Genomic DNA, 22,072 nt, shown 5'->3' with positions numbered 1-22,072 from the left:
AATGAATTTTAAATCAGTTTATCTTTTTTCTATAGTAGCCTTGTTTTGTTTGTCTTGTAAAAACAATACGAGTGAAAATAAGGAAACACAAGAGGTTAAAATAAGTACTTCAACCTTAGTAAATAGCAAACCCAATATTGTTGTATTACTTTGCGACGATTTAGGTTACGGAGATTTATCGTCTTTTGGGCACCCAATTATTAAAACACCAAATTTAGATAAGCTAGCAGCAACAGGAATTAAATTAACCGATTTTTATTCTACAGCACCTGTTTGTTCACCATCGCGTGCTGGATTATTAACAGGAAGAAGTCCAAATAAGGCGGGAGTTTATGATTTTATTCCAGGACTTAAAAAAAGTCCTGATAATAGAGATTTAGTGCACCTTCAAGCACATGAACAAACTATTCCTGCTATGTTGAAATCTGTTGGTTATGCAACTTGTTTAGTAGGGAAATGGCACTGTAGCTCGCGATTTAATTCTGATGAACAACCACAACCAGACGATTTTGGTTTCGACCATTGGTTTGCAACACATAACAATGCAGTACCAAGTCATAAAAACCCTAAGAATTTTATAAGAAACAGAGAGAAAGTTGGCGAAATAGAAGGGTTTAGTAGCCAGATTATCGTTACTGAGGCTATCAATTGGTTAGAAAATAAAAAAGATGAAAATCCGTTTTTCTTAGAAGTAACCTTCCATGAACCGCATGAGCCTATTGCATCTCCTGAAGATTTAGTAGAAAAATATTTACCACTTTCTGAAAATAGGGAGCAAGCCGAATATTTTGCTAATGTTGAAAATGTAGATATCGCTGTTGGTCGCCTAGTGGAATATTTCGAAACTAATAATTTGGATAATACCTTAATCGTATTTAGTTCAGATAATGGTCCTGAAACTTTTATGCGTTATAGTAAAGCAAAACATTCTTATGGTTCGCCAGGTGAATTAAAAGGCATGAAGCTTTGGACTAACGAAGCTGGATTTAGAGTGCCTGGAATTATTAATTGGATTGGAAAAGAAACATTTACAGGAACCACTAATAAAGTCGTTTCTGCCTTAGATTACTTACCAACTTTTGCAGAACTTTCTGGAGCTAAATTACCAAATAGAATTCTTGATGGAGAATCCTTTACATCACTTTTAGAAAATGGTGAATTTAACAGAGAAAAGCCATTAATTTGGGCGTTTTATGATGCTTTAAACGAAAGAAAAGTGGCTATGCGAAAAGGGGATTGGAAAATTATGGCAAGTATTGAAGCCGATGGAAAACCTTTACCAAATATGCATAACCTTTATGATGGTAATGAAGCTTTAGTTAAAAATGCCAAATTAGTTAATCATGTGTTGTTCAATTTAAAGAAGGATATTAGTGAGTCTGAAGAATTATCTGCAAGTAATCCAGAAGTTTTTCAAGACATGAAAAAGGCTTTAGAAGTAGAGTATAAAAACTTATTGGACGAAAGTCACATTTGGGTTAGGGAAGAATAAATTAAACGTACAAAAATGAAATACGAATTAATTAAAAAAATTACTTTTCTCTGTCTAACGGTGGTTTGTTTTAGCTGTAAAAATAATGAAGTTATAACCGTTATATCTCCGGATGCTTCTAAGAAAATGGTGTTCTTACAAGGTGAAAATCAAAATGATTTAACCTTTTCTGTGTTTTATAATAATACGGAAGTGATTCAAAGATCGGTTTTAGAATTGCTTTCTGATGATTTAAGTTTTTCAGGAAAAGTTTCAGTTGAAAAAATTGAAAATTCTTCAGAAAACGCAACCTGGACGTCTAGGTTTAATGAGTTAAGTACGGTTCCAGATCATTATAATCAAACAAAAATCTATTTAAAACAAGGCGAGACCAAACTTAATATTATTGCAAGAGCTTATAATGAAGGTGTTGCTTTTGCTTATGAAGTTCCTGAGCAAAACAATATTAAAGACATTGGTTTAAGCGAAAATATTCATTATAATTTTTCTGAAGATTACCCGGTTTGGTCAACTCCAAAACGAGAAAAAGGTGTGCTTACCGCTCAAGGTGAATACCGAAAAATTCCTATTACAGCATTAGAAGAAGGAGCGGAACGCCCGTTATTAATAGAAATTAGTGATAGTATAAAAATAGCTTTAGCCGAGGCGCAATTGGTAGATTATGCACGTTTAAGCTTTAACAAAGGCAATGCGTCAAAATATAGTATCCTGTCATCCCTAGATGGGAAAATGGGCGAGCAAAAACAAGATACCATAACTGGTGCTGTTATTTCAGAACGAAAAATTGAAGGAGCCAAAGTACACAAAACATTACCGTTTCAATCGCCGTGGCGTGTTGTTATGATGGGGAGCAGTTATGGAGAATTACTTGAGAATAATTACATTATTCAAAATTTAAATCCGCCGTCTGCCATTGATGGTTCTTGGATAGAGCCAGGTAAAGTATTACGTGAAACAACTCTAACAACTCAAGGTGGTTTTGCGGCCATAGATTTTGTTGCTAGCCATAATATGCAATATGTGCATTTTGATGCAGGTTGGTATGGTAATGAAATGGATAACGCATCGGATGCTACAACGGTAACACTAGATCCAAAACGTTCAAAAGGACCATTCGATATTGAAGCCATCTGTAAATATGCCAAAGAAAAAGGAGTAAAAGTAATGCTTTACATAAACCGTAGAGCATTAGAAGGAAAAGTTGATGAGGTGTTTCCGGTACTTAAAAAATGGGGTGTTTCGGGTGTGAAATATGGTTTTGTACGCGTAGGAGATGAGAATGCCACATCTTGGATGCACGAAGCGGTTAAAAAAGCAGCAAAGTACCAATTGGTTATAGATATTCATGATGAATATAGGCCAACTGGTTTTTCTAGAACCTATCCAAATTTGTTAACGCAAGAAGGTATACGTGGCGATGAGGAAACGGTGCCTAACGACCACACATTAATTACTATGTTTACAAGAATGTTAGCTGGTGCTGCCGATAATACTGTGTGTTATTATAACAAAAGGGTAGATAATATGGGCTCGCATGCATCCCAATTAGCAAAAACAGTTTGTATTTTTAGTCCGTTGCAATTTTTATACTGGTACGATAAAGCACCAGCGGCACCTATAAAAGAGGATGGGCTTTGGGGCGATACCAAAACAATTGGTAACGAACCTGAGTTAGAGTTTTTTAATAACGTACCTACAACTTGGGACGAAACAAAAGTATTGCAAGCCGAAATTGGAGAAATAGGGGTTATTGCCCGCAGAAATGGTGCCGATTGGTTTATTGGTGGTATTAACGGAATTGAAGCGCGAGAAGTAACACTTGATTTTTCATTTTTAGAAGCTAATCAAGAGTATTTCGCAAAATTATATACCGATGATGAAACTATCAATACGAGAACAAAAGTTAAAATTGAGGACATTAAAATTTCAAATAAATCAAAATTAAATCTAAATGTGAAAAGCAATAACGGTTTTGTTATGCAGATCACTAAAGTTAACTAATTAATACAATAAAGATGAATACAAAGTCTATTTTAAGATTGCTATCTGTATGTTTTCTACTAGGAATGGTTTCTTGTAAATCGAACGAAAGCAAAGAAACTAAGGTGGTTAAAAAAGAATTACCAGCAAAGCGACCAAACATTATATTTATGATGTCCGATGATCATGCGTACCAAGCCATTAGTGCGTATAGCAATCATTTAATTGAAACACCAAATATAGACCGTATAGCAAATGAAGGTATAAAATTTACAAATGCTTGTGTGTCTAATTCTATTTGTGCGCCTTCAAGAGCTACAATTTTAACGGGTAAGCATTGTCATATCCATGGCAAAGTAGATAATGTGTTTCCTTTTGATGAATCGCAAACTACCTTTCCGCAGTTAATGCAAAAAGCGGGGTATAAAACGGCTATGTTTGGGAAATTACATTTTGGTAACAATCCAAAAGGTGTAGATGAATTTAAAATTTTACCAGGACAAGGCAGATATTACAACCCTATTTTTGATACGAATGATGGACAAATCACTGTTGAAGGATATGTAACCGATATCATTATGGATATGACCTTAGAATGGTTGGAGAAAAATAAAAATAGCGAAGAGCCATTCATGTTATTCTCTATGCAAAAAGCGCCACATAGAGAGTGGTTGCCAGCACCTCGTCATTTTAAAGAATACACTAAAAAAACGTTCGTAGAACCAGAAACATTATTCGACGATTACGAAGGTAGAGGTACAGCTGCTAAAACAGCAGAAATGAATTTATTAACCCACATGAATTGGGCTGGAGATTCTAAAATGTATCCAGAAATCATGAAAGAGTTGGGTATAAAAGATAAATCTGGATGGGATTTAGAAGCTTTTGAACGTGAAGTTGGAGCTATGAATGCAGAACAGAGAGCAGTTTGGGATTCGGTTTACAAACCAATGATGGAAGATTTTAAAACGAAATATCCAACAATGAACGACACTGAATTAATGAAATGGCGTTACCAACGTTACATGCAAGATTATTTAGGTTGTATTGCTTCGGTTGATGAAAATGTTGGTCGTTTGTTAGATTATTTAGATGAAACAGGATTGGATGATAATACCATTATTATTTACACTTCTGATCAAGGATTTTATTTAGGGGAACACGGTTGGTTCGATAAGCGTTTTGTTTACGACGAATCGTTTAAAACACCATTATTAATTAAATGGCCAAATGTAATTACTCCAGGAACTACAAATACCGAAATGGTTCAGAATTTAGATTTTGCTCAAACTATTTTAGAAGCAGCTCATATTGTTCCTCCTTCTGATATGCAAGGAGAAAGCTTAATTCCATTATTATTAGGTAATGATGACGAATGGACTAGAGACGCCGTGTACTACCATTATTACGAATATCCAGGAATTCACATGGTAAAAAGACATTACGCTATAATCACCCAAGATTACAAATTGGCGCATTTTTATTATGATGTTGATGAGTGGGAGTTATACGATCGTAAAAAAGATCCTCAAGAAATGAAGAATGTCATTAACGATCCAGCTTATGCCGATGTGGTTGTAAAATTGAAACAAGAACTTAAGGACATGCGTAAACTATATGGCGATAGCTCACAGTTAGATCAAGAGATATTAAAAAAATATCTTGAAGCTAAAAACAACCCAGATATAGAAACCGTACCGCTTCATTAAAATTAGTACAAGCTAAAATGAGTTTTAAAAAACACATACTTTTTACGTTAACGTTGCTTTTAGCAACCCTATTTTCGCGTGCCCAAAATGCAGAAAATCATCCAAGATTATACGCGGAACAAACGGAGCGTGTTCAATTATTACAAAAAATTGAAAATGAACCTTGGGCAAAAGCATCTTGGGAAAACCTTTTAGGTGAAATTGATGTTCATGTAAATCGTCATGTCACCAATCCAGAATGGATGGTGTCTCGTTTAGCAATGTATTGGAAAGATGGCGAACGCTATACGCAATGCTATATTAAAGGTCAAGATTGGGATTTTGGCGAAGGTAATGCACCATTACCAACGGTAAGATTACCCGGTATGCGTAAATGGAACGACTATGTAAATGTGCCTTTGGAAGATAGAATTCCATATAATGCCTCTGGCGATATGTTGGGTATAAGTCGTTCTAGTGGTGATAAAAACCCTGTTTTAATTCCGTATAAAGAATCAGGACACATGATTCGTCAAAATAATATGGAGATTTTAAAACTGGCGGAAAAATCGGCTTTTGCCTATTTTATCACTCAGGATGAAAAATACGCGAAGTTTTCATCAGATATTTTATGGACATGGTTACTAGGAACCTATTATATGGAGCCGCCATTAGATCCTAAAAAGTCTACTAAAGGTCCTGGTGGTTATGAGCCAGGAGGCATTATGGGGTATTATGATTATGAAGTAATTCATGATGATAGACAAATGCCAATGGCAATTACCTACGATTTTCTTTACGATTATTTAAATGAGCATCCCCATGAGCATTTAAAAACTATTAATAAGAGGCCCGTTGATGTTGCAGGAACTGTTTTTAAACGTTTTATAGAAATTGGTCTTGTACGAGGTGGAAAAAAAGGAAACTGGAATGTAAATCGTTATAAAAACATATTAGGAAGCATGCTTATTTTGGAGCCTAATAGCTTTTATGAAGATGGTAAGGGACGCGAATATTACATCCCTTTTTACACCGAAAAGTCTGGAGACCATTATGCGGGTTTGCCTGAAATTATGGCAAATTACAATACAACCACTGGCTTATGGCCAGAATCGCCTGGTTATGCATCAGGTATGATTCCTTATGTTTTAGATATGGGGATTAAACTCTACAAAGCTGGTGTTAATACCTTAGGCGATAACCCAATTATTAGTAAAGCATCCTTAGCAAATTTAGGTTGGTTAGATGCTCGTGGTAATTTGGTTGTTTTTGGCGATATGCGTGGCGGTCCAGCAAATATGTCGGCTTTCGAGTCATTGTTAACCTATTCTACTTGGGAAGGCGATACAGAAACGGCTAATGAAATGGCAACAGTAATTCGTAAAAACATAGCTTCAGGACAATATGATAGAAGCACTTCCGATTGGAAAGGAATTGTTTTTAATCAGCCTTTACAAGGTTCGGGAAGTGAATTACCATTTCATAAAGCGGCGTTCTCTCCATTTCATAGACATATTATTATGAGAAATGGGAACGATGAAAACAACGGACTAATGTTTACTTTATATGGTGGTCGTTATCAATCTCATTTGGCTAAAAATGGATTAGCAATGCAGTTTTATGGGAAAGGTTGGGCTTTAGCACCAGATGCTTCGGCCTATGAATCGTATTGGTCTGCCGATGCTGGATATCACAGAGGTATTACGGGGTCTAATACCATTGTGCCGGGTTATAATGAAGGTGAAATTACAATAAATGCTATGGATCCTCCTGTAGATGTTACTAAAGGATTTTATAATACGTTTGAAACTTCTGAGCATGTTTCTTTTGCCGATGTTTCAGCTGAAGAAAAAAGACGTTTAGTTGCCATGATTCGTACTTCGGAAACATCAGGTTATTATGTAGATGTTTTTCGTTCAGATCAAAAAAACAACGATTATATTCATCATAATTTAGGAAATACGGTAACTCTTAAGAATGCTTCAAATTCACCATTGCAATTAGAGGCAGTTAACGATTTGGGCACAAAATATGATAAGAATTATAGCTTCTTCAAAAATCAAAAAAAGGTAAGTTTTTCTAAAGATTTTAATGCCACTTGGGAGATTAAGAACGTGTCGCCTGCATTACATGTAAATATGTGGATGATGGGGCAAGAAAACAGAGCGCTGTACACCGTTGATGCACCACCAACAACCTTAAGAAGCGATATTACACCAGGGCAAGTAAATAAAAGTCCTGGAACAACACCAACTTTAATTGTGCGTCAAAACGGTATTAACGGAGAAAAACATCCGTTTGTGTCGGTTTTCGAATCTTATGAAACGGGGGAAAAGCAAATTAAATCCATTTCAAAAATTGGAGAGTCTTCAGATTTAGTAAGTTTAAAAGTGGAATCAAAAAATAGCATCCAGTTTATTTTAAGTGCTACTGATAATAAAGTTTTTAATCCTTCAAAAGATTTAAAATTTCAAGGTACTTTTGGAGTAGCCTCAGAGAAAAATGGAACGTTTGAATATCTGTACTTAGGAAAAGGAAATCTACTTCAAAACGGCGATTTTATAATTGAAGCTGTAAACGAAGCTGTTTCAGCAGCTTTAAAGTTTGAAAACGGAAGCTATTTTTATTCTTCTGATAAACCTGTATTTATTCAGACCAATACAATTAACAAGAAAAAATTTCCGGCAGGATATCACATTGAAATAAAATAAAACATGAAGAAAGAAGTCATTAAAATATATTTATCGATTTGTTTTGTAATGGTGGTACTTAACGTAATTGGTCAAGGTGGAAACCATCCAAGAATTTATGTTAGTAATGAAACAAAAGCCGATTTTTTAAATACTCTTAAAACCGTAAGTTGGAAAGAAGACTTAGTTGAAAAGAAGAAACAAAATTTAGAAAAGTATCTGCGATTTGTGGAGAACGACCCAACGTGGTTGGTATCTCGATTACAAATGAACTGGAATACTAAGCATGATAAAGTCTATTTAAAAGGTGGCGATTTTTCACATTCCGAAGGTTCAGCTCCTGTTGCAACGGTTCGCTACTCGGGAACACGCGATTGGGCAACCGATTATGTACGACCTAAATTAGAAGATGTCGAGCCTTATTTTGATGATCCAAGAGGATTATATTTAGAACATAAAGATACAGGCAAGAAAGAATGGATTCACCCATCAAAAGCTGGTTTTGCTATCGAAAAACTTAACGAGCAAATTATGGGCTTAGCGCAAGACGCTGCTTTTTTATATTGGCTTACCAACGATAAAAAATATGCAGATTTTGCTGCGCCAGTGTTTTTAACATACACAGAAGGTATGTTTTATCGTGATGCACCAATCGATTTAAAAAAGTCGAATCAGCAACATGTTTCGGGTTTAGCAACTTTCGAGGTCATTCATGAAGGTATAGTAGTGTCCTTAGTAACGGCTTACGATTTTTTATATAATTACTTTCAAGAAAATAATACCAATTTAGATCATACTGTAGCGGTTTTTCAAAAATGGGGCGATCAAATTATAGAAAAAGGTATTCCTGACAATAACTGGAATTTATTTCAAGCGCGCTTTCTAACCTACATTGCTTTAGTTTTAGAAAGTAATTCAAATTATAGTAATGGCAAAGGGCAAGAGTATTTTCTAGACCATACCTTTAATACGTCTACCGATAGACAATTGGCTATCAAAGAATCGCTTTTAGTTTACGATCATAAAAATGGAATGTGGCCAGAATCATCATCATATTCTGTGCATGTTATAACAACACTTTTACGCATTTTTACGCTTTTAGATCATGCAACAAATAACAACGAGTTTTTAAATTATCCTATAGTTGAAAAAGCGGCTTTAGCTTCCTTTCAGTATTTATTTCCTTCGGGATATACAGTAGGTTTTGGCGATGCTAATCATAAAATATTACCACCTGAAAACTTCGAACTTTTAATAGCTAACTACAGAAAGTACGATTTAAAAGAAAAAGAAACTTTAATATCTGGTTTATTGAAACAAATAATTTCAGATAAGTTATATACCCGTCATGCAAAAGATTATTTTGAATTGTTTTTTTATGTGGATGATCTTATTCAAGAAGATGTTCAAAATGTGAGTATAAAAGACTTAACGTCACCAACATTTTATGCTTCTAATGTGAGCATGTTTAACCAAAGAATGGGTGAAGGTAGTGATGCCGTAATGGTGTCTACAGCGGCATCTTATGGAAACCACACACATGCTAATGGTATTTCTATGGAGTTGTTTGCTAACAACTATGTACTAGGACCAGATTCGGGTAAAGGACCAAGTTATTGGCATCCTACATTTAGAAATTACTATGCAAGAATGCCCGCCCATAACACGGTAGTTGTAGATGGTAAGTCTGACTATGCCAACATGCGTTCTTACAATCCGTTTGTATTAGATAATGCCTATCCAGAATCAGGGAAAAAAGCTAGTTTCGATAAAATAACGTTTTCTAAAGTATCTTTTGTAGAGCCTAAAACCAGATCGGATCAACAGCGTTTTACGGCGATTATAAAATCTAATACGGCCCAAAAATATATAGTGGATGTATTCCGATCAAAAAAGCAAAAACCTGGAAAACAAAAACACGAATACATTTATCGTAATCTTGGTCAATCTTTAGAGCTATTCAATAAAAAAGGGCGTGATTTAAAGTTAAGTGCTACTAAAGATTTAAGTTCTGATAAAGGTGATTTAAAAGCCTATGATTTTTTTAATAACAAGCTTAAAACCCAAACATCAGATGATATTACGGCCTTATTTACTTTAAAAACTGAAAATCAACCTAATAATTATATGAAACTTTGGATAAAAGGAAGCGACAATCAAAGCATTTATAATGTGGAGTCGCCAAAATCCAATGCCTTATCAAAAGGGACTGCACCAACCGAAGTTTTAGATAAACCATTACCAACTTTAATTTTAAAGCGAGAAGAAGCGGCTTGGGTTAATCCGTTCGCTGTAGTGTTTAATCCGTTTATGGAGGGGCAAAATAATGGTATTGAAAATGTATCGTATTCGGCATTGGAGGATTTTCCTAATACGCAAATTATTACCGTTGACCAATCAGATAAAATAACAGATAAGATTGTTTTAAATGCTTCTGATGGCGATGTGGTTGAAAAAGGAGATTTCTTCCAACGGGGATTGTTGTCTATAGAAAGGTATTCAAAAGAGAACCTTCAATTTATGTTTCTTTCAGGTATGATTAGATACCAAAATAATGGTTGGGATATTGTGTCTTCAGGTAATCCGTTTACAGTTTCTATTGAAAAAACAAAACAAGGATTTTTGTTACAAAACGATGAACCTCTAACCATAAATATGCCTTTCGAAAAAGGAAGGGGACCAGCCGAATTAAGAATGTATGATAACGAGGTTCTTATTGCAAGTAGAAAAGGCACTGTAAATAGAAATAATAGTGATTTATTGGTGTTTAAACTTGAAAAGGCTTATAATAAAGTAGAAATTATTTATAATAAATAATAAAACAGCTTAGAAAATGATATTTAAAAAGACTGTATTTCATCTTTTAGCAGTATTGGTTTTAGCATCGTGTCATGCTCAAGAAAAAGGCGCGGCAATATCAAAAGATGTCATTTATAAGGTTGTTAATAACGACTCGTTAATGCTGCGTGTTTATTTTCCTGAAAAATTTAAAAAGAAAAAACAATATCCAACTATTGTATTCTTTTTTGGAGGCGGTTGGAATGGAGGGAGCATTTCGCAGTTCGAAGATCAATCTAAATATTTTGCCTCGCGAGGAATGGTAGCTGCTGTAGTAGATTACCGTGTAAAAAAACGACAAGGTACTACACCTTTTGATGCTGTTAAAGATGCTAAATCGGCTATGCGATATTTAAAAATTCATGCTAAGGAATTTGGAATAGATACCGATAAAATAGTTGCTTCTGGTGGCTCTGCAGGTGGTCATTTGGCTGCTGCAACCACATTGCTTCCTGGTTTAAACGAAGCTACCGATGATTTGTCTGTAAGTCCAAAAGCTAATGCCCTAGTGTTGTATAACCCTGTAATTGATAATGGTGAAAATGGTTATGGCTACGAGCGTGTTGGCGATAGGTATTTAGAAATTTCACCAATGCATAACATAACAAAAGGAGCGCCTCCAACCTTGTTTTTATTAGGAAGTAAGGATAAACATATTCCTGTTGCCACGGCTGAGAATTACAAGGCTAAAATGGAAGCTGTAGGTAGTCGCTGCGAGCTTATAATCTATAAAGGTCAAGAACATGGGTTTTTCAATCAATGGAAAAAAGAAGGTCCAAAATATTTTAAAGAAACTAATATAGTAGTCGATGAATTTTTACAATCTTTAAGGTATTTAAAAGGAAAAGCAACACTAAATTAAATTATGAAAAACAACATTTTACTTCTGTTTCTGTTAACTTTTGTATTGGCATGTGCTAAAAACACAAAACCCATTGAAATTTATGTTTCGGTTAATGGGGAATCAGCAAATGATGGTTCTAAAGCGAAACCTTTTTCTGGTATTAATCAGGCTATCAAAAAGGCAAAAGAACTAAAATCCAATAACTCAGATGCTGAAGTAATAATTAATGTGTTGCCTGGAGATTATTATTTAACCAAAGCTATTGAAATTCCTGCTTCTTTAAGTGGTATTTCTATTGTAGGTACCGAGGCTTCGGAAGTTCATGTAAAAGGGTCGGTGATTTTAGATTCGAAATGGACAAAATTTAACGAGAATGTTTTTGTTACCCAGGTTGATGATACATTAGATTTTGATCAATTAATTATTAACGGAAACGCTCAAATTTTAGCACGTTACCCGAATTATGATGAAAACGGACATTATTGGCAAGGGTATGCTGCCGATGCTATTTCTAACGAACGTGTTGCTTCTTGGGAAAATCCTAAAGGCGCATTTTTTCATGCCTTACACAGCGGAAAATGGGGAGGATTTCATTATGAAATTACAGGTGTTAATGCTGACGGTACTCCAATTTTAGAAGGTGGTCATCAAAATAATAGAGGATCTAAACCACACAAAGAATACCGTATGGTTGAAAATGTGTTTGAAGAATTGGATAGTCCTGGTGAATGGTTTTTAAATAAAGACACTAATAAGTTATACTACTGGCCTGCAGAAGGTGTAAATGTAGATAAAGACAATATTGAAGTTGCTGTTTTAAAAGATTTAATTCAAGTAGTTGGTAGTTTAGATAATCCAGTTAAAAATGTTAGGATTAGCAATATTACTTTCGAAAATACGCAACGAACTTTTATGGAAGACTTCGAACCTTTATTGCGAAGCGATTGGACTATTTATAGAGGTGCGGTACTGTTTTTTGAAGGGACTGAAAACTGTAAAGTTCAAAATAGCGTATTCACCAATTTAGGAGGAAACGTTATTATGGCTAGTAAATACAATAAAGATTTGGTAGTAGAAGGAAACCATATTTACAATTGTGGTGGAAGTGCTGTGTCTTTTGTTGGAGATGCTTCTGCAGTTAGATCCCCGTCGTTTAACTATAAAGAATTTGTGGAATTTAATGACATGGATACGGTTCATGGTCCTAAAAATGAATTGTATCCTCGTGAATGTTTAGTAAATAACAATCTTATTTATAGAATTGGTCGTATTGAAAAGCAAACCGCAGGTGTGCAAATTTCTATGGCTATGGATATCACTTTGCGTCACAACAGTATTTACGATGTGCCAAGAGCCGGAATAAATATAGGAGATGGTACTTGGGGCGGTCATATTTTAGAATTTAACGATGTATTTAATACCGTTTTAGAAACAAGCGATCATGGCTCATTTAACTCATGGGGGCGTGACCGTTTTTGGTTGCCAAAACGTGGTAAAATGGACAGCCTTACAACAGTTATTCCAGATATGTACAAGTGGGATGCCATAAAAACTACCGTTATTAGAAACAACCGTTTTCGTTGCGACCATGGTTGGGATGTCGATTTAGACGATGGGTCTTCAAATTATCATATTTATAATAACTTAATGTTAAATAGCGGCTTAAAATTACGTGAAGGTTTTAATCGTGTGGCAGAAAATAATATTATGGTAAATAACTCGCTGCATCCACATGTTTGGTTCGAGAATAGTGAAGATGTATTTAAGCATAATATCATTCAAAAAAGCTATCAAGATGTACGATTATTAGGTTGGGGAAAAGAGTTAGATTACAACCTATTTCCTAATGAAGAAACCATGTTGAAAGCACAAATTTATAATAGAGATTTACATAGTGCTTTTGGAGATCCATTATTTAAAGATCCGTCAACATTAGATTTTACAGTTTCTGAACATTCACCGGCACTAAAAATAGGATTCAAAAACTTTCCAATGGATCAATTTGGGGTTCAGAAAGCGGTATTAAAGAAAATAGCTAAAACACCAGAAATTCCTGTGATGAGAGATCCTTCTGAAGACAATAAAAAAGGCGCCCTTGTTGTGGCTTGGTTGCGAAACAATTTGAAAAGCGTAGAATCGGAACAAGAGCAATCGGCTTATGGTTTAAATACTCCTGAAGGCGTTATTTTGTTAAAAGTTTGGAAAGATAGTCCTGCTGTAAAAAATAACGGACTTAAAAAAGGTGATGTTATTCTTGAAGCGTCAGGACAAAAAGTTGCTACCGTGAAAGATTTTTTCAGAATTAACGTTGAAAATAAATCAGATAAATTAGATTTGGTAATCATGAGAAACCAATCAGAAAAGAAAATTACTATTAACACTAAATAAATGAAAATGAAAAATTTAAACAAAATGGTATTACTGGCATTGGTGGTTGCATTAAACACTAATATCGGGTTTGCACAAAGTTCTAGTAAGAAGAAGCTCTCTGATGATGAGCGTATGGAATGGTGGCGTGATTCTAAATTCGGAATGTTTATCCACTGGGGTGCTTACTCTATAATTGGAGGAGAACGTGGTACAAAAATTGCTGGAGGTGGTGCTGAATGGGCCATGGATAAATTAGATTATACCGTAGAAGATTACGAGAAATTTCCAGAAATGTTTAACCCTGTATTGTTTGATGCTGATGCTTGGGTAAGTATGGCTAAAGATGCAGGGATGAAGTATATTGTACTTACTTCGAAGCACCATGAAGGTTTTGGGTTATGGGACTCTAAAGTATCTGATTATGATGTTATGGATACATCACCTTTTAAACGAGATATCGTAAAAGAATTAGCTGAGGCTTGTAAAAAACAAGATATTAAATTTTGTTTATACTATTCTATTGTAGATTGGCATCATCCACAAGCTCAAGGAAACTTATATCCAAATTACAACATTGCTCAACATGATGATCCATCGGTTGTAAATCCAGAATTTCCTCAATATTTTAAAAACTATATGAAACCTCAGGTTAAAGAACTATTGAGTAATTATGGTGATATTGGTGTAGTTTGGTTTGATGGGGATTGGATTTCAGATTATACTACCGAAATGGGAAAAGAACTTTACAGCTTTATACGTGACATTCAACCTAATACTATTGTAAATAATAGAGTTGATAAAGGTAGAACAGGAATGGACGGTATGAACAATAAACCTGGTCAGTTCGCTGGAGATTTTGGAACACCAGAACAAGAAATTCCGGATACAGGTATTGATTCTGATTGGGAAGCTTGTATGACCATGAATGGTACTTGGGGTTATAAACCAGCTGATAACAACTGGAAAAGTAGTGAGGATTTAATTCAGAAATTAGTAGATATCGTTTCTAAAGGAGGAAACTTTTTATTAAACATTGGACCTGATGGTTTTGGAAGATTTCCAGCTGAGAGTATTCGTCGTTTAGAGGCCATGGGACAGTGGACTAAGAAAAACGGTGAATCGGTTTACGGTGCTTCTGCTAGTCCATATGAAAAACCAAAATGGGGACGTTACACAGAAAAGGATGGTGTGTTATATGCTCATGTTTTCGATTGGCCAAAGGATGGATTACTAAAGCTTAATAAAGAGGTTAAGTTTAAAAAAGTAACCATGTTAACGGATCCTGATACAGAGTTAAAAGCATTGGGAACCTCTAGAGAAGTAATAGTTGAAGTACCTATGATGGCACCAGACTACCCGGTTTCTGTTGTGAAAATAGAGTTGGCTAAATAATCAACTAGTTTGATTGAATTTAATAATAAACAGGCAAACAACTCATACTTGTTTGCCTGTTTTATTTACTAATAATGTTTCATCTATGTTAACAAAATTCAAATGCACTGAATTAAAGGTTATTTGTTGTTATATAGAATTAAAAGAATAAATTAATAATATGAATTTATACAATAAAATAATAGTAGCTGTGGCTGTAGTTTTAAATGTTGCTATTGGCTATTCTCAAGCCAATACTTACGCTAAACCAGATTGGGGAGGATACACATCTGAGGATGGGTTTTTGTTTGCACACGTGGTAAATTGGCCAGAAGATGGTAAATTAGTGATAGATAGAACTATTAAGCCAAGAGAGGCAAGGTTAATGCCGGAGCTTTCAAAAAAATTAAAAATAAAATTGATTGAGGATAAATTAACTATTTTATTACCAGAGAAAGCAGCTAGTTCTGAGGTTTCAATAGTTAGAATTCAATTAACACCAAATGATGATTGGGCAAATTTAAACAAATACAAAAAAGCTAATATGGAATTGAAAAGCTCAGGTAACAAGGGCAAAATAGTTGTGTTTATGGGGAATTCCATCACAGAAAGGTGGGTAGATTTTCATGAGGAGTTTTTCACTGAAAATAATTATGTGGGCAGAGGAATTAGTGGGCAAACCACCTCGCAAATGTTATTAAGGTTTAAGCAAGATGTTGTTAAATTAAATCCAGAAGCAGTGGTTATTCACGCAGGAACTAACGACATAGCAGGCAATACCGGGCCAATTTCAGTGCCTGAAATTGCAGAAAATATTTTTTCAATGGCAGAACTTGCCAAAGCAAACAACATAAAAGTAGTATTGGCTGCGGTGCTTCCTGCAAGCAGTTACTCTTGGAGCCCATCCATAGTGCCTATAGATAAAATTAGTGAACTTAATGCGCTACTTAAGGCTTATGCTAAAAGGAATAAAATGGTGTATTTGGATTATTATACGCCCATGGTTAACGCCGAAAAAGGTTTGAAAAAGGAATACGGTAGAGATACGGTACACCCAAGCATAGATGGTTACCTAGTGATGGAACCTTTAGTTAAGCAGGCAATTAAAAAAGCATTAAAAAGAAAATAAGTTGTAATAACCAGAAATGAAAAACCTTTTTAAAATATTAATACTGATATGTGCAATAAATAACATAGCCGCCCAAGATTATACACCAGATAAAAAGGTGCTATACAAAGTAATAAATGGCGATAGTTTGTTTCTGCATATTTTTGAGCCCAAACCTTCAAAAAAGCCAACTGCTGCCATCGTTTTTTTCTTTGGAGGAGGATGGAGTGGAGGCACTCCAAAACAGTTTTATCAACAAAGTGCCTATTTAGCATCGAGAGGTATGTTGGCTATTTCGGCTGAATACAGAGTGAATAAAGTACATGGTACTTCACCTTTTGATTGTGTTGAAGATGGAAAATCGGCCATAAGGTGGGTGCGTGCTAATGCTAAAGAATTAAACGTTAATCCAGATAAAATAGTCGCCTCTGGTGGTTCGGCAGGTGGTCATGTTGCTTTATGTACTGCTCTAATTGATGGCTTAGAAAATTCTGAGGAGGATTTAAGTATTAGCGCTATGCCTAATGCTGTTGTGGGCTATAATCCGGTATTCGATACTACAGAAAATGGTTATGGTGCTAAAAAAGTAGCAGGACGAGAAACCGAAATATCTCCTTGTCATCACGTTAAAAGCGATATGCCTCCTATGCTGCTATTTCATGGTACAGGTGATAAAACGGTGCCTTTTGAAAATGCAAAACGTTTTAATAGGTTAATGCAGGAAGCTGGTAATAAATCAAAGTTAATTGTGTTTGATGATGAAGGGCATGGTTTTTTTAACGGAAGTTTTTTTAGGCCAAATAGTGAGGATAAACTTTTTAACGAAACGATATATCATACCGATAAATTCCTAAAGAAATTAGGCTATTTAAAAGGAAGACCTACTATTGAAAAAGAGTAAGAAAATTTTAGTAATCGGCATTTTTAACAGTCTTACATAATGAATTACATATTTATTCAGTTTATTCTTAGGTGGTTATAAGGTAAATCTTTCTAAATAAATTAAAAGCACTTCTTGACAATTTTCAGGAGGTGCTTTTTTGTTATAGGGTAACTTTCGAAGCTTTAAGAAAAAAACGTTGACATAACGTTGGCTCATGGAATTTATTTGTATGAATTTAAACACATAATTAAGAGTAGCGAATTTTTGCGTTTTTATTAGTTTTTTTATGAAATAATGTGCTTATTACCCCACATTGGAACATAATTTTGAGTACTTGCATCATAAGTTATATTAAATTCTAAAGTTGAGATTTACTTTTGAAAGAACTAAAACTAAACTTATGGAAAAAAATATTCTCTAACCAAGACATGGCTTTTCATGTTTTGTTTTACGGTAGTCCATGTCGTTTATTCACAAACTTCAATAAATTCAATTGCTGAATTAGTTACTTAACTAGATTAAGATAATGTTAATGTAAAAATGACTCCAGAAACATATTCCATTGGGCCGGATGATGTAGCATTAAATCAAAACGTGGGTATTTACCCAAACCCAGTTCAAACTGAATTGTCCATTTTCCTTGGTGATACAGCTTTAAATGTAGGTAAAACAAGTATTAAGATCTATGATGGTGCTGGTAAAATAGTTTTTGAAAATAAGTCAGTAACAGATAAAAATGTTAAGTTTGATTTGTCTGATTTGAAACAGGGTTTATACTTTATCTAAGTTAGTAACCAGAACAGTAATTTTAATAATAAAATCATTAAGATTTAGAAAAAAATCTTTTTAATAAATTAAAATTGGAAAGCTTCAAGGCACAGTCGTGAAGCTTTTGTATTAGCTATTATTTTAGCATGTCATTATTGATTTTTAAATGGATTATAATTTATTAAAGAGTAGCAATGGTATATATGAAATATCAAATTTTATTAGTGTTAGTTTTATTTCTTTTTTCTTGTAAAAAACAAGAAGAAGCAACACCTAAAAATGTTTTAATTATTTGTGTTGATGATCTACGACCAGAATTAAAATCCTTTGGCTCTAATTATATAAAATCGCCAAACATAGATGCCTTAGCAAACAAAGGTGTAAAGTTTACCAATCACTTTGTAAATGCTCCAAGTTGCGGACCATCACGATATACGTTTTTAACAGGGCAATATGGTTTACAATATAGAGAACAGAGTAATGGGGCATTGTTTTCTAGAGCTAAAGATGAATTAAATCAAGCCAAAATGGTTTCACCAAGTATGCCAGAGTGGTTTAAGCAAAATGGTTATACAACGGTTTCTGTAGGTAAGGTGTCACACCATCCTGGAGGTCGAGGAGGTGATAATTGGGATAATGATTCTATTATTGAAATGCCTAGAGCCTGGGATAAACACGTAATGCCTGTTGGAAGTTGGAAAACCCCTAGAGGTGCTATGCATGGTTTGGCAAATGGCCAAGCGCGAACTCCCGAACATCGCGATGTTTTACAAGCTATAGACGGTTTGGATACGAGTTACCCAGATGGATTAATTGCAGAAGAAGGATTAAATCAAATTGAAAAATTAGCAGCGGCCAAAAAACCTTTCTTTTTGGCTATAGGTTTAATAAAACCACATTTACCTTTCGGCGTTCCTAAAAAATATTTAGAGATGTATGAAGGTGTAGAAATTCCTGAAATTCAACATCCAGAAAAACCATTAGGAGAAACAACTTGGCATCCGTCAGGCGAGTTTATGAAGTACAATCGTAATAATAGGGATCCGAGAACAGATAATGAATTCGCTATCGAGTTAAAACGATATTATGCGGCTTGTGTGAGTTATGCCGATAAACATGTAGGCGATATTCTAAAAAAGCTAAAGGAAACAGGAGCAGATAAAAATACCATAGTGGTACTTTGGGGCGATCATGGTTGGCATTTGGGAGAACACGCTATTTGGGGTAAACATAGCTTGTTTGAAGAATCATTGCATTCACCATTAATTATATATAACCCTGAAAATAAAGAGAATGGGGAAAGAATTGATGCTATTGTTGAAACCTTAGATATTTTTCCAACGCTATCAGAATTATGCAAATTACCTATTCCAGAATTCGTAGACGGAAAATCTTTAGTGGCGGTAATGGAGCATAAAGAAGAAACGTCAAGAGCGGCAATAGCCTATACTTCTAGTGCAATTACTATTCGAACTTCAAAATATAGATTTACAGAGCAAAGGGATGGTAGCGCAGAACTTTACGATCATGTTAGGAACCCCGATGAAACAAATAACCGTGCCAAGGAAAAACCTGAAGTTGTAAAACAATTAAAACAAATATTGAATGATAAACTAAATGGTGAGGCATTTAATTTGAATCTTTAAAATAAATAGATCTTAAAAAAAAGATATAAAAATTAAGATAGAAGACTATGTAAACGGAAAGCTAGTTAATACCGAGAAAACCATTCAGAATTAAAAAAAAATCAATATTAAAAATGAAAAAAATAATAAGCTCAATTTTTCTATTAACACTTGTGTTTTCTGTGCAGGCCACAAATACTACTCTAGATACTATTTTTATAAATTCCGTAGAGAAGTTAGCTAAATATGCTAAAAAGAGTAATGTTTTGGTTAAAATGAAACCAGGGGAATACTATATAAATTCTATTAAAACAGGAGCATTAAGTATTTTTAAATATGGTGAAAATAATAAGAAGAAAGGCGATTTTCGTATTGGTTCTCTAATTCATTTCTCTGGTAATAATAGTCAGTATTTTTTAACAGGGGTTACTTTAAATATTGATGGAAAATTACATAAAAACTACCCTAAAAGTGAGTTTAGTGAGTTTTTGGTAAGTGGGAACAATAATTATATAGAAGGTTTAAAAGGAAGAGATATAGGTAGTCACGTTCCTGCGCATCGTGTACAAATGATGCGTGTAATGGGAGATAATAATACTATTAAAAATGCCGATTTATTTGTACATGGTTCTACGCCCCATGGATACGGACATTTATTAGGAAAAGGAAGAGGTGCTTTGGTGCCCTTGCATAAGCATTCGGTTTTGTTAGTGGAAGGAAAAAACACAAAATTCTTAGGTTGTAAAGTTGTATCTCATGCATTTGGACATGGCATTTTTATGCAAGGCGCCATCAATACCTTGTTTAAAGATTGTTATGTTGAAGGACAAATGAGACCGACTAACGATATGCTTGCTGAAACATCTGGGTTGGCATACGATGTGGGTTTTAAAAGTGATTATCCGCCAGGTAAAATTCTACCTAACGAAATAAAATCCTTGTCTGAAGACGGTATCAGAGCCTACCCTTCAGGTGGTTTAAGCGGAAGACGAACACAGGGTGTTACGGTAATTAACTGTACGGTTAAAAATATGCGTTCTGGTTTCGATTTAAGTGCTAATTTACCACCAACTAAAATTATTGGTTCGACGGCTATTGGTTGTCAGGAAAAAGGGTTTTCTGTGGGGTCAGATGCTGTTATAGAAAATTCTAAAGGAGATGCCTTATATGGTCCGCTAATTACATTTGTGGGTAATAACATAAAAAATTGCAAAGTTGAATTAGAGTTAACAGACCTTGTTAGTGAGTACAAAGTATCTCGCTTAGCAGAAATTAATGGTTCGGGGCATCACATTACCATTCGTAATTACCAAAATAAAAAGCGCAGCATTGAATCTCCCATTGTTTTTGGGGAGTCTTTTTGGGATGATGTTCACCGTTATAGAAATCCTGATGCACCAAAGGGGAGGTATGCGGGAGCTAAAGATATTCAGTTGTTCAATTATACCGGAATGCCTGTGGAATTGAACGATTTGGCAGTCAATTGTACTGTAACAAATAAGGAGGTAACTCAAAAAGTAGTCAATGCTGGAATTGGTGGGAATACAACCAAAGACTTGTTAAAGCGAATAGATAAAGATGTTTTGGCAGGAAATCCCGGTTTAGTTATTTTGATGGTTGGCACGAACGATATGTTAAATTCCAAAAAAATGATGGATTATAACAATTATAGAGCTAATTTAAATATCCTGATTCAGAAGATTAAATCTGCCGGTAGTGAATTGGTATTGATGAATCCTATTCCAGCGGATAGTGAATATTTGTTTGAAAGACACGATAAAAGCTTATTTACGGAATCACCCAATGAAAAACTTGACAAAGCTGGCAATATAGTGGCATCTTTAGCAAAGGAAAACAATGTCCATTTTTACGATTTAAATGCCAAATTCAAAGCTTTAAATTTACCGCAACATAATCAAGATCTACTGATAAAAAATGAGAAAAACAGTGGCAAGAAAGATGGGGTGCATCCCACAGCATTAGGTTATCGGTTTATAGCACAAAATGTTTACTATTTTCTAAATGAAAGTGAACTTTTAAAATCGAATAAAAGCATTATTTGTTTTGGTGATTCTATAACTAGAGGTGGAGGAAAAGGGGAGAATTACCCTGCCTATCTTAATGAATTGATAGTACAGTAGAAGGCATGCTTTTTTTTTAGCTAACAGAAAACATTGAAATAAAATTAAGAGCTATCATTTTTTGGTTGTAAAACCATCTTTGTATTCGTCAGACATTGTTTAAAAGTGTTGGTGCTTTTGAAAAATCCCATTATAGATACGAGTTTTATGTGATTCTTTTTCTTACATCCCCTAAAACCGTTCATAGTTTATATAAAATGAACACAGATTTATAGCCTAACAATCATATAAAATATAAATTTAAAGTTTGTTGTTTGCTGCGTAAATAAAAAGC

The 22,072-nt window shown here is 34.5% G+C and carries 13 protein-coding genes; all 13 read left to right on the top strand.

Translation table 11 applies throughout. From position 1 onward, the window contains the following. The first annotated feature begins 1 nt into the window (after position 1). The 13 genes from ABJM36_RS09240 to ABJM36_RS09180 all read left to right on the top strand — a co-directional run bounded on the left by ABJM36_RS09240 (position 2) and on the right by ABJM36_RS09180 (position 21,798). Positions 2–1,492: a sulfatase-like hydrolase/transferase gene (locus ABJM36_RS09240; RefSeq protein ID WP_348451178.1), complete on the top strand. Its 1,491-nt coding sequence runs from the start codon at positions 2–4 to the stop codon at positions 1,490–1,492. Between the two features lie 15 nt (positions 1,493–1,507). Continuing rightward, a complete protein-coding gene (locus ABJM36_RS09235; RefSeq protein WP_348451177.1) occupies positions 1,508–3,493 on the top strand; it encodes a glycoside hydrolase family 97 N-terminal domain-containing protein in 1,986 nt (661 codons plus the stop codon). A 14-nt stretch (positions 3,494–3,507) separates the two neighbouring features. Continuing rightward, positions 3,508–5,181, top strand: a complete 1,674-nt coding sequence (locus ABJM36_RS09230; RefSeq protein WP_348451176.1) for a sulfatase — start codon at positions 3,508–3,510, stop codon at positions 5,179–5,181. Between the two features lie 17 nt (positions 5,182–5,198). Then, positions 5,199–7,871, top strand: a complete 2,673-nt coding sequence (locus ABJM36_RS09225) for a hypothetical protein (RefSeq protein ID WP_348451175.1) — start codon at positions 5,199–5,201, stop codon at positions 7,869–7,871. A 3-nt stretch (positions 7,872–7,874) separates the two neighbouring features. Continuing rightward, positions 7,875–10,667 carry a heparinase II/III family protein gene (locus tag ABJM36_RS09220; protein WP_348451174.1) on the top strand — a complete coding sequence of 931 codons (2,793 nt, stop codon included), beginning with the start codon at positions 7,875–7,877 and terminating at the stop codon, positions 10,665–10,667. Positions 10,668–10,683: 16 nt separating this feature from the next. Continuing rightward, positions 10,684–11,550, top strand: a complete 867-nt coding sequence (locus ABJM36_RS09215) for an alpha/beta hydrolase (protein WP_348451173.1) — start codon at positions 10,684–10,686, stop codon at positions 11,548–11,550. A gap of 3 nt (positions 11,551–11,553) precedes the next feature. Continuing rightward, positions 11,554–13,920: a PDZ domain-containing protein gene (locus ABJM36_RS09210; RefSeq protein ID WP_348451172.1), complete on the top strand. Its 2,367-nt coding sequence runs from the start codon at positions 11,554–11,556 to the stop codon at positions 13,918–13,920. Positions 13,921–13,926: 6 nt separating this feature from the next. Then, positions 13,927–15,294: an alpha-L-fucosidase gene (locus ABJM36_RS09205; RefSeq protein ID WP_348451171.1), complete on the top strand. Its 1,368-nt coding sequence runs from the start codon at positions 13,927–13,929 to the stop codon at positions 15,292–15,294. Between the two features lie 160 nt (positions 15,295–15,454). Next, a complete protein-coding gene (locus ABJM36_RS09200) occupies positions 15,455–16,402 on the top strand; it encodes an SGNH/GDSL hydrolase family protein (protein ID WP_348451170.1) in 948 nt (315 codons plus the stop codon). Positions 16,403–16,418: 16 nt separating this feature from the next. After that, positions 16,419–17,282 (top strand): prolyl oligopeptidase family serine peptidase, encoded by an 864-nt coding sequence (locus ABJM36_RS09195; protein WP_348451169.1) that lies wholly within the window; start codon positions 16,419–16,421, stop codon positions 17,280–17,282. Between the two features lie 522 nt (positions 17,283–17,804). Then, on the top strand, positions 17,805–18,050 hold the full coding sequence (locus ABJM36_RS09190; RefSeq protein WP_348451168.1) for a T9SS type A sorting domain-containing protein: 246 nt from the start codon (positions 17,805–17,807) through the stop codon (positions 18,048–18,050). A gap of 185 nt (positions 18,051–18,235) precedes the next feature. Continuing rightward, positions 18,236–19,678: a sulfatase gene (locus tag ABJM36_RS09185; RefSeq protein WP_348451167.1), complete on the top strand. Its 1,443-nt coding sequence runs from the start codon at positions 18,236–18,238 to the stop codon at positions 19,676–19,678. A 113-nt stretch (positions 19,679–19,791) separates the two neighbouring features. Next, complete coding sequence (locus tag ABJM36_RS09180; RefSeq protein ID WP_348451166.1) at positions 19,792–21,798, top strand: GDSL-type esterase/lipase family protein; 2,007 nt, start codon at positions 19,792–19,794, stop codon at positions 21,796–21,798. Positions 21,799–22,072 lie beyond the last annotated feature (274 nt).

This window comes from Algibacter sp. (genome assembly GCF_039977455.1).
In the GTDB taxonomy this organism is placed as follows: domain Bacteria; phylum Bacteroidota; class Bacteroidia; order Flavobacteriales; family Flavobacteriaceae; genus Algibacter_B.
The sequence above is the reverse complement of the archived record's forward strand: the minus strand, read 5'-3'. Positions and strand labels throughout refer to the sequence as shown.

What these genes read in the sequence shown, in the direction of transcription:
- ABJM36_RS09230 (WP_348451176.1), top strand. Translation starts at nt 3,508, where the DNA reads ATGAATACAAAGTCTATTTTAAGATTGCTATCTGTATGTTTTCTACTA.
- ABJM36_RS09225 (WP_348451175.1), top strand. Translation starts at nt 5,199, where the DNA reads ATGAGTTTTAAAAAACACATACTTTTTACGTTAACGTTGCTTTTAGCA.
- ABJM36_RS09180 (WP_348451166.1), top strand. Translation starts at nt 19,792, where the DNA reads ATGAAAAAAATAATAAGCTCAATTTTTCTATTAACACTTGTGTTTTCT.
- ABJM36_RS09240 (WP_348451178.1), top strand. Translation starts at nt 2, where the DNA reads ATGAATTTTAAATCAGTTTATCTTTTTTCTATAGTAGCCTTGTTTTGT.
- ABJM36_RS09210 (WP_348451172.1), top strand. Translation starts at nt 11,554, where the DNA reads ATGAAAAACAACATTTTACTTCTGTTTCTGTTAACTTTTGTATTGGCA.
- ABJM36_RS09215 (WP_348451173.1), top strand. Translation starts at nt 10,684, where the DNA reads ATGATATTTAAAAAGACTGTATTTCATCTTTTAGCAGTATTGGTTTTA.
- ABJM36_RS09200 (WP_348451170.1), top strand. Translation starts at nt 15,455, where the DNA reads ATGAATTTATACAATAAAATAATAGTAGCTGTGGCTGTAGTTTTAAAT.
- ABJM36_RS09205 (WP_348451171.1), top strand. Translation starts at nt 13,927, where the DNA reads ATGAAAAATTTAAACAAAATGGTATTACTGGCATTGGTGGTTGCATTA.
- ABJM36_RS09195 (WP_348451169.1), top strand. Translation starts at nt 16,419, where the DNA reads ATGAAAAACCTTTTTAAAATATTAATACTGATATGTGCAATAAATAAC.
- ABJM36_RS09185 (WP_348451167.1), top strand. Translation starts at nt 18,236, where the DNA reads ATGAAATATCAAATTTTATTAGTGTTAGTTTTATTTCTTTTTTCTTGT.
- ABJM36_RS09190 (WP_348451168.1), top strand. Translation starts at nt 17,805, where the DNA reads ATGACTCCAGAAACATATTCCATTGGGCCGGATGATGTAGCATTAAAT.
- ABJM36_RS09220 (WP_348451174.1), top strand. Translation starts at nt 7,875, where the DNA reads ATGAAGAAAGAAGTCATTAAAATATATTTATCGATTTGTTTTGTAATG.
- ABJM36_RS09235 (WP_348451177.1), top strand. Translation starts at nt 1,508, where the DNA reads ATGAAATACGAATTAATTAAAAAAATTACTTTTCTCTGTCTAACGGTG.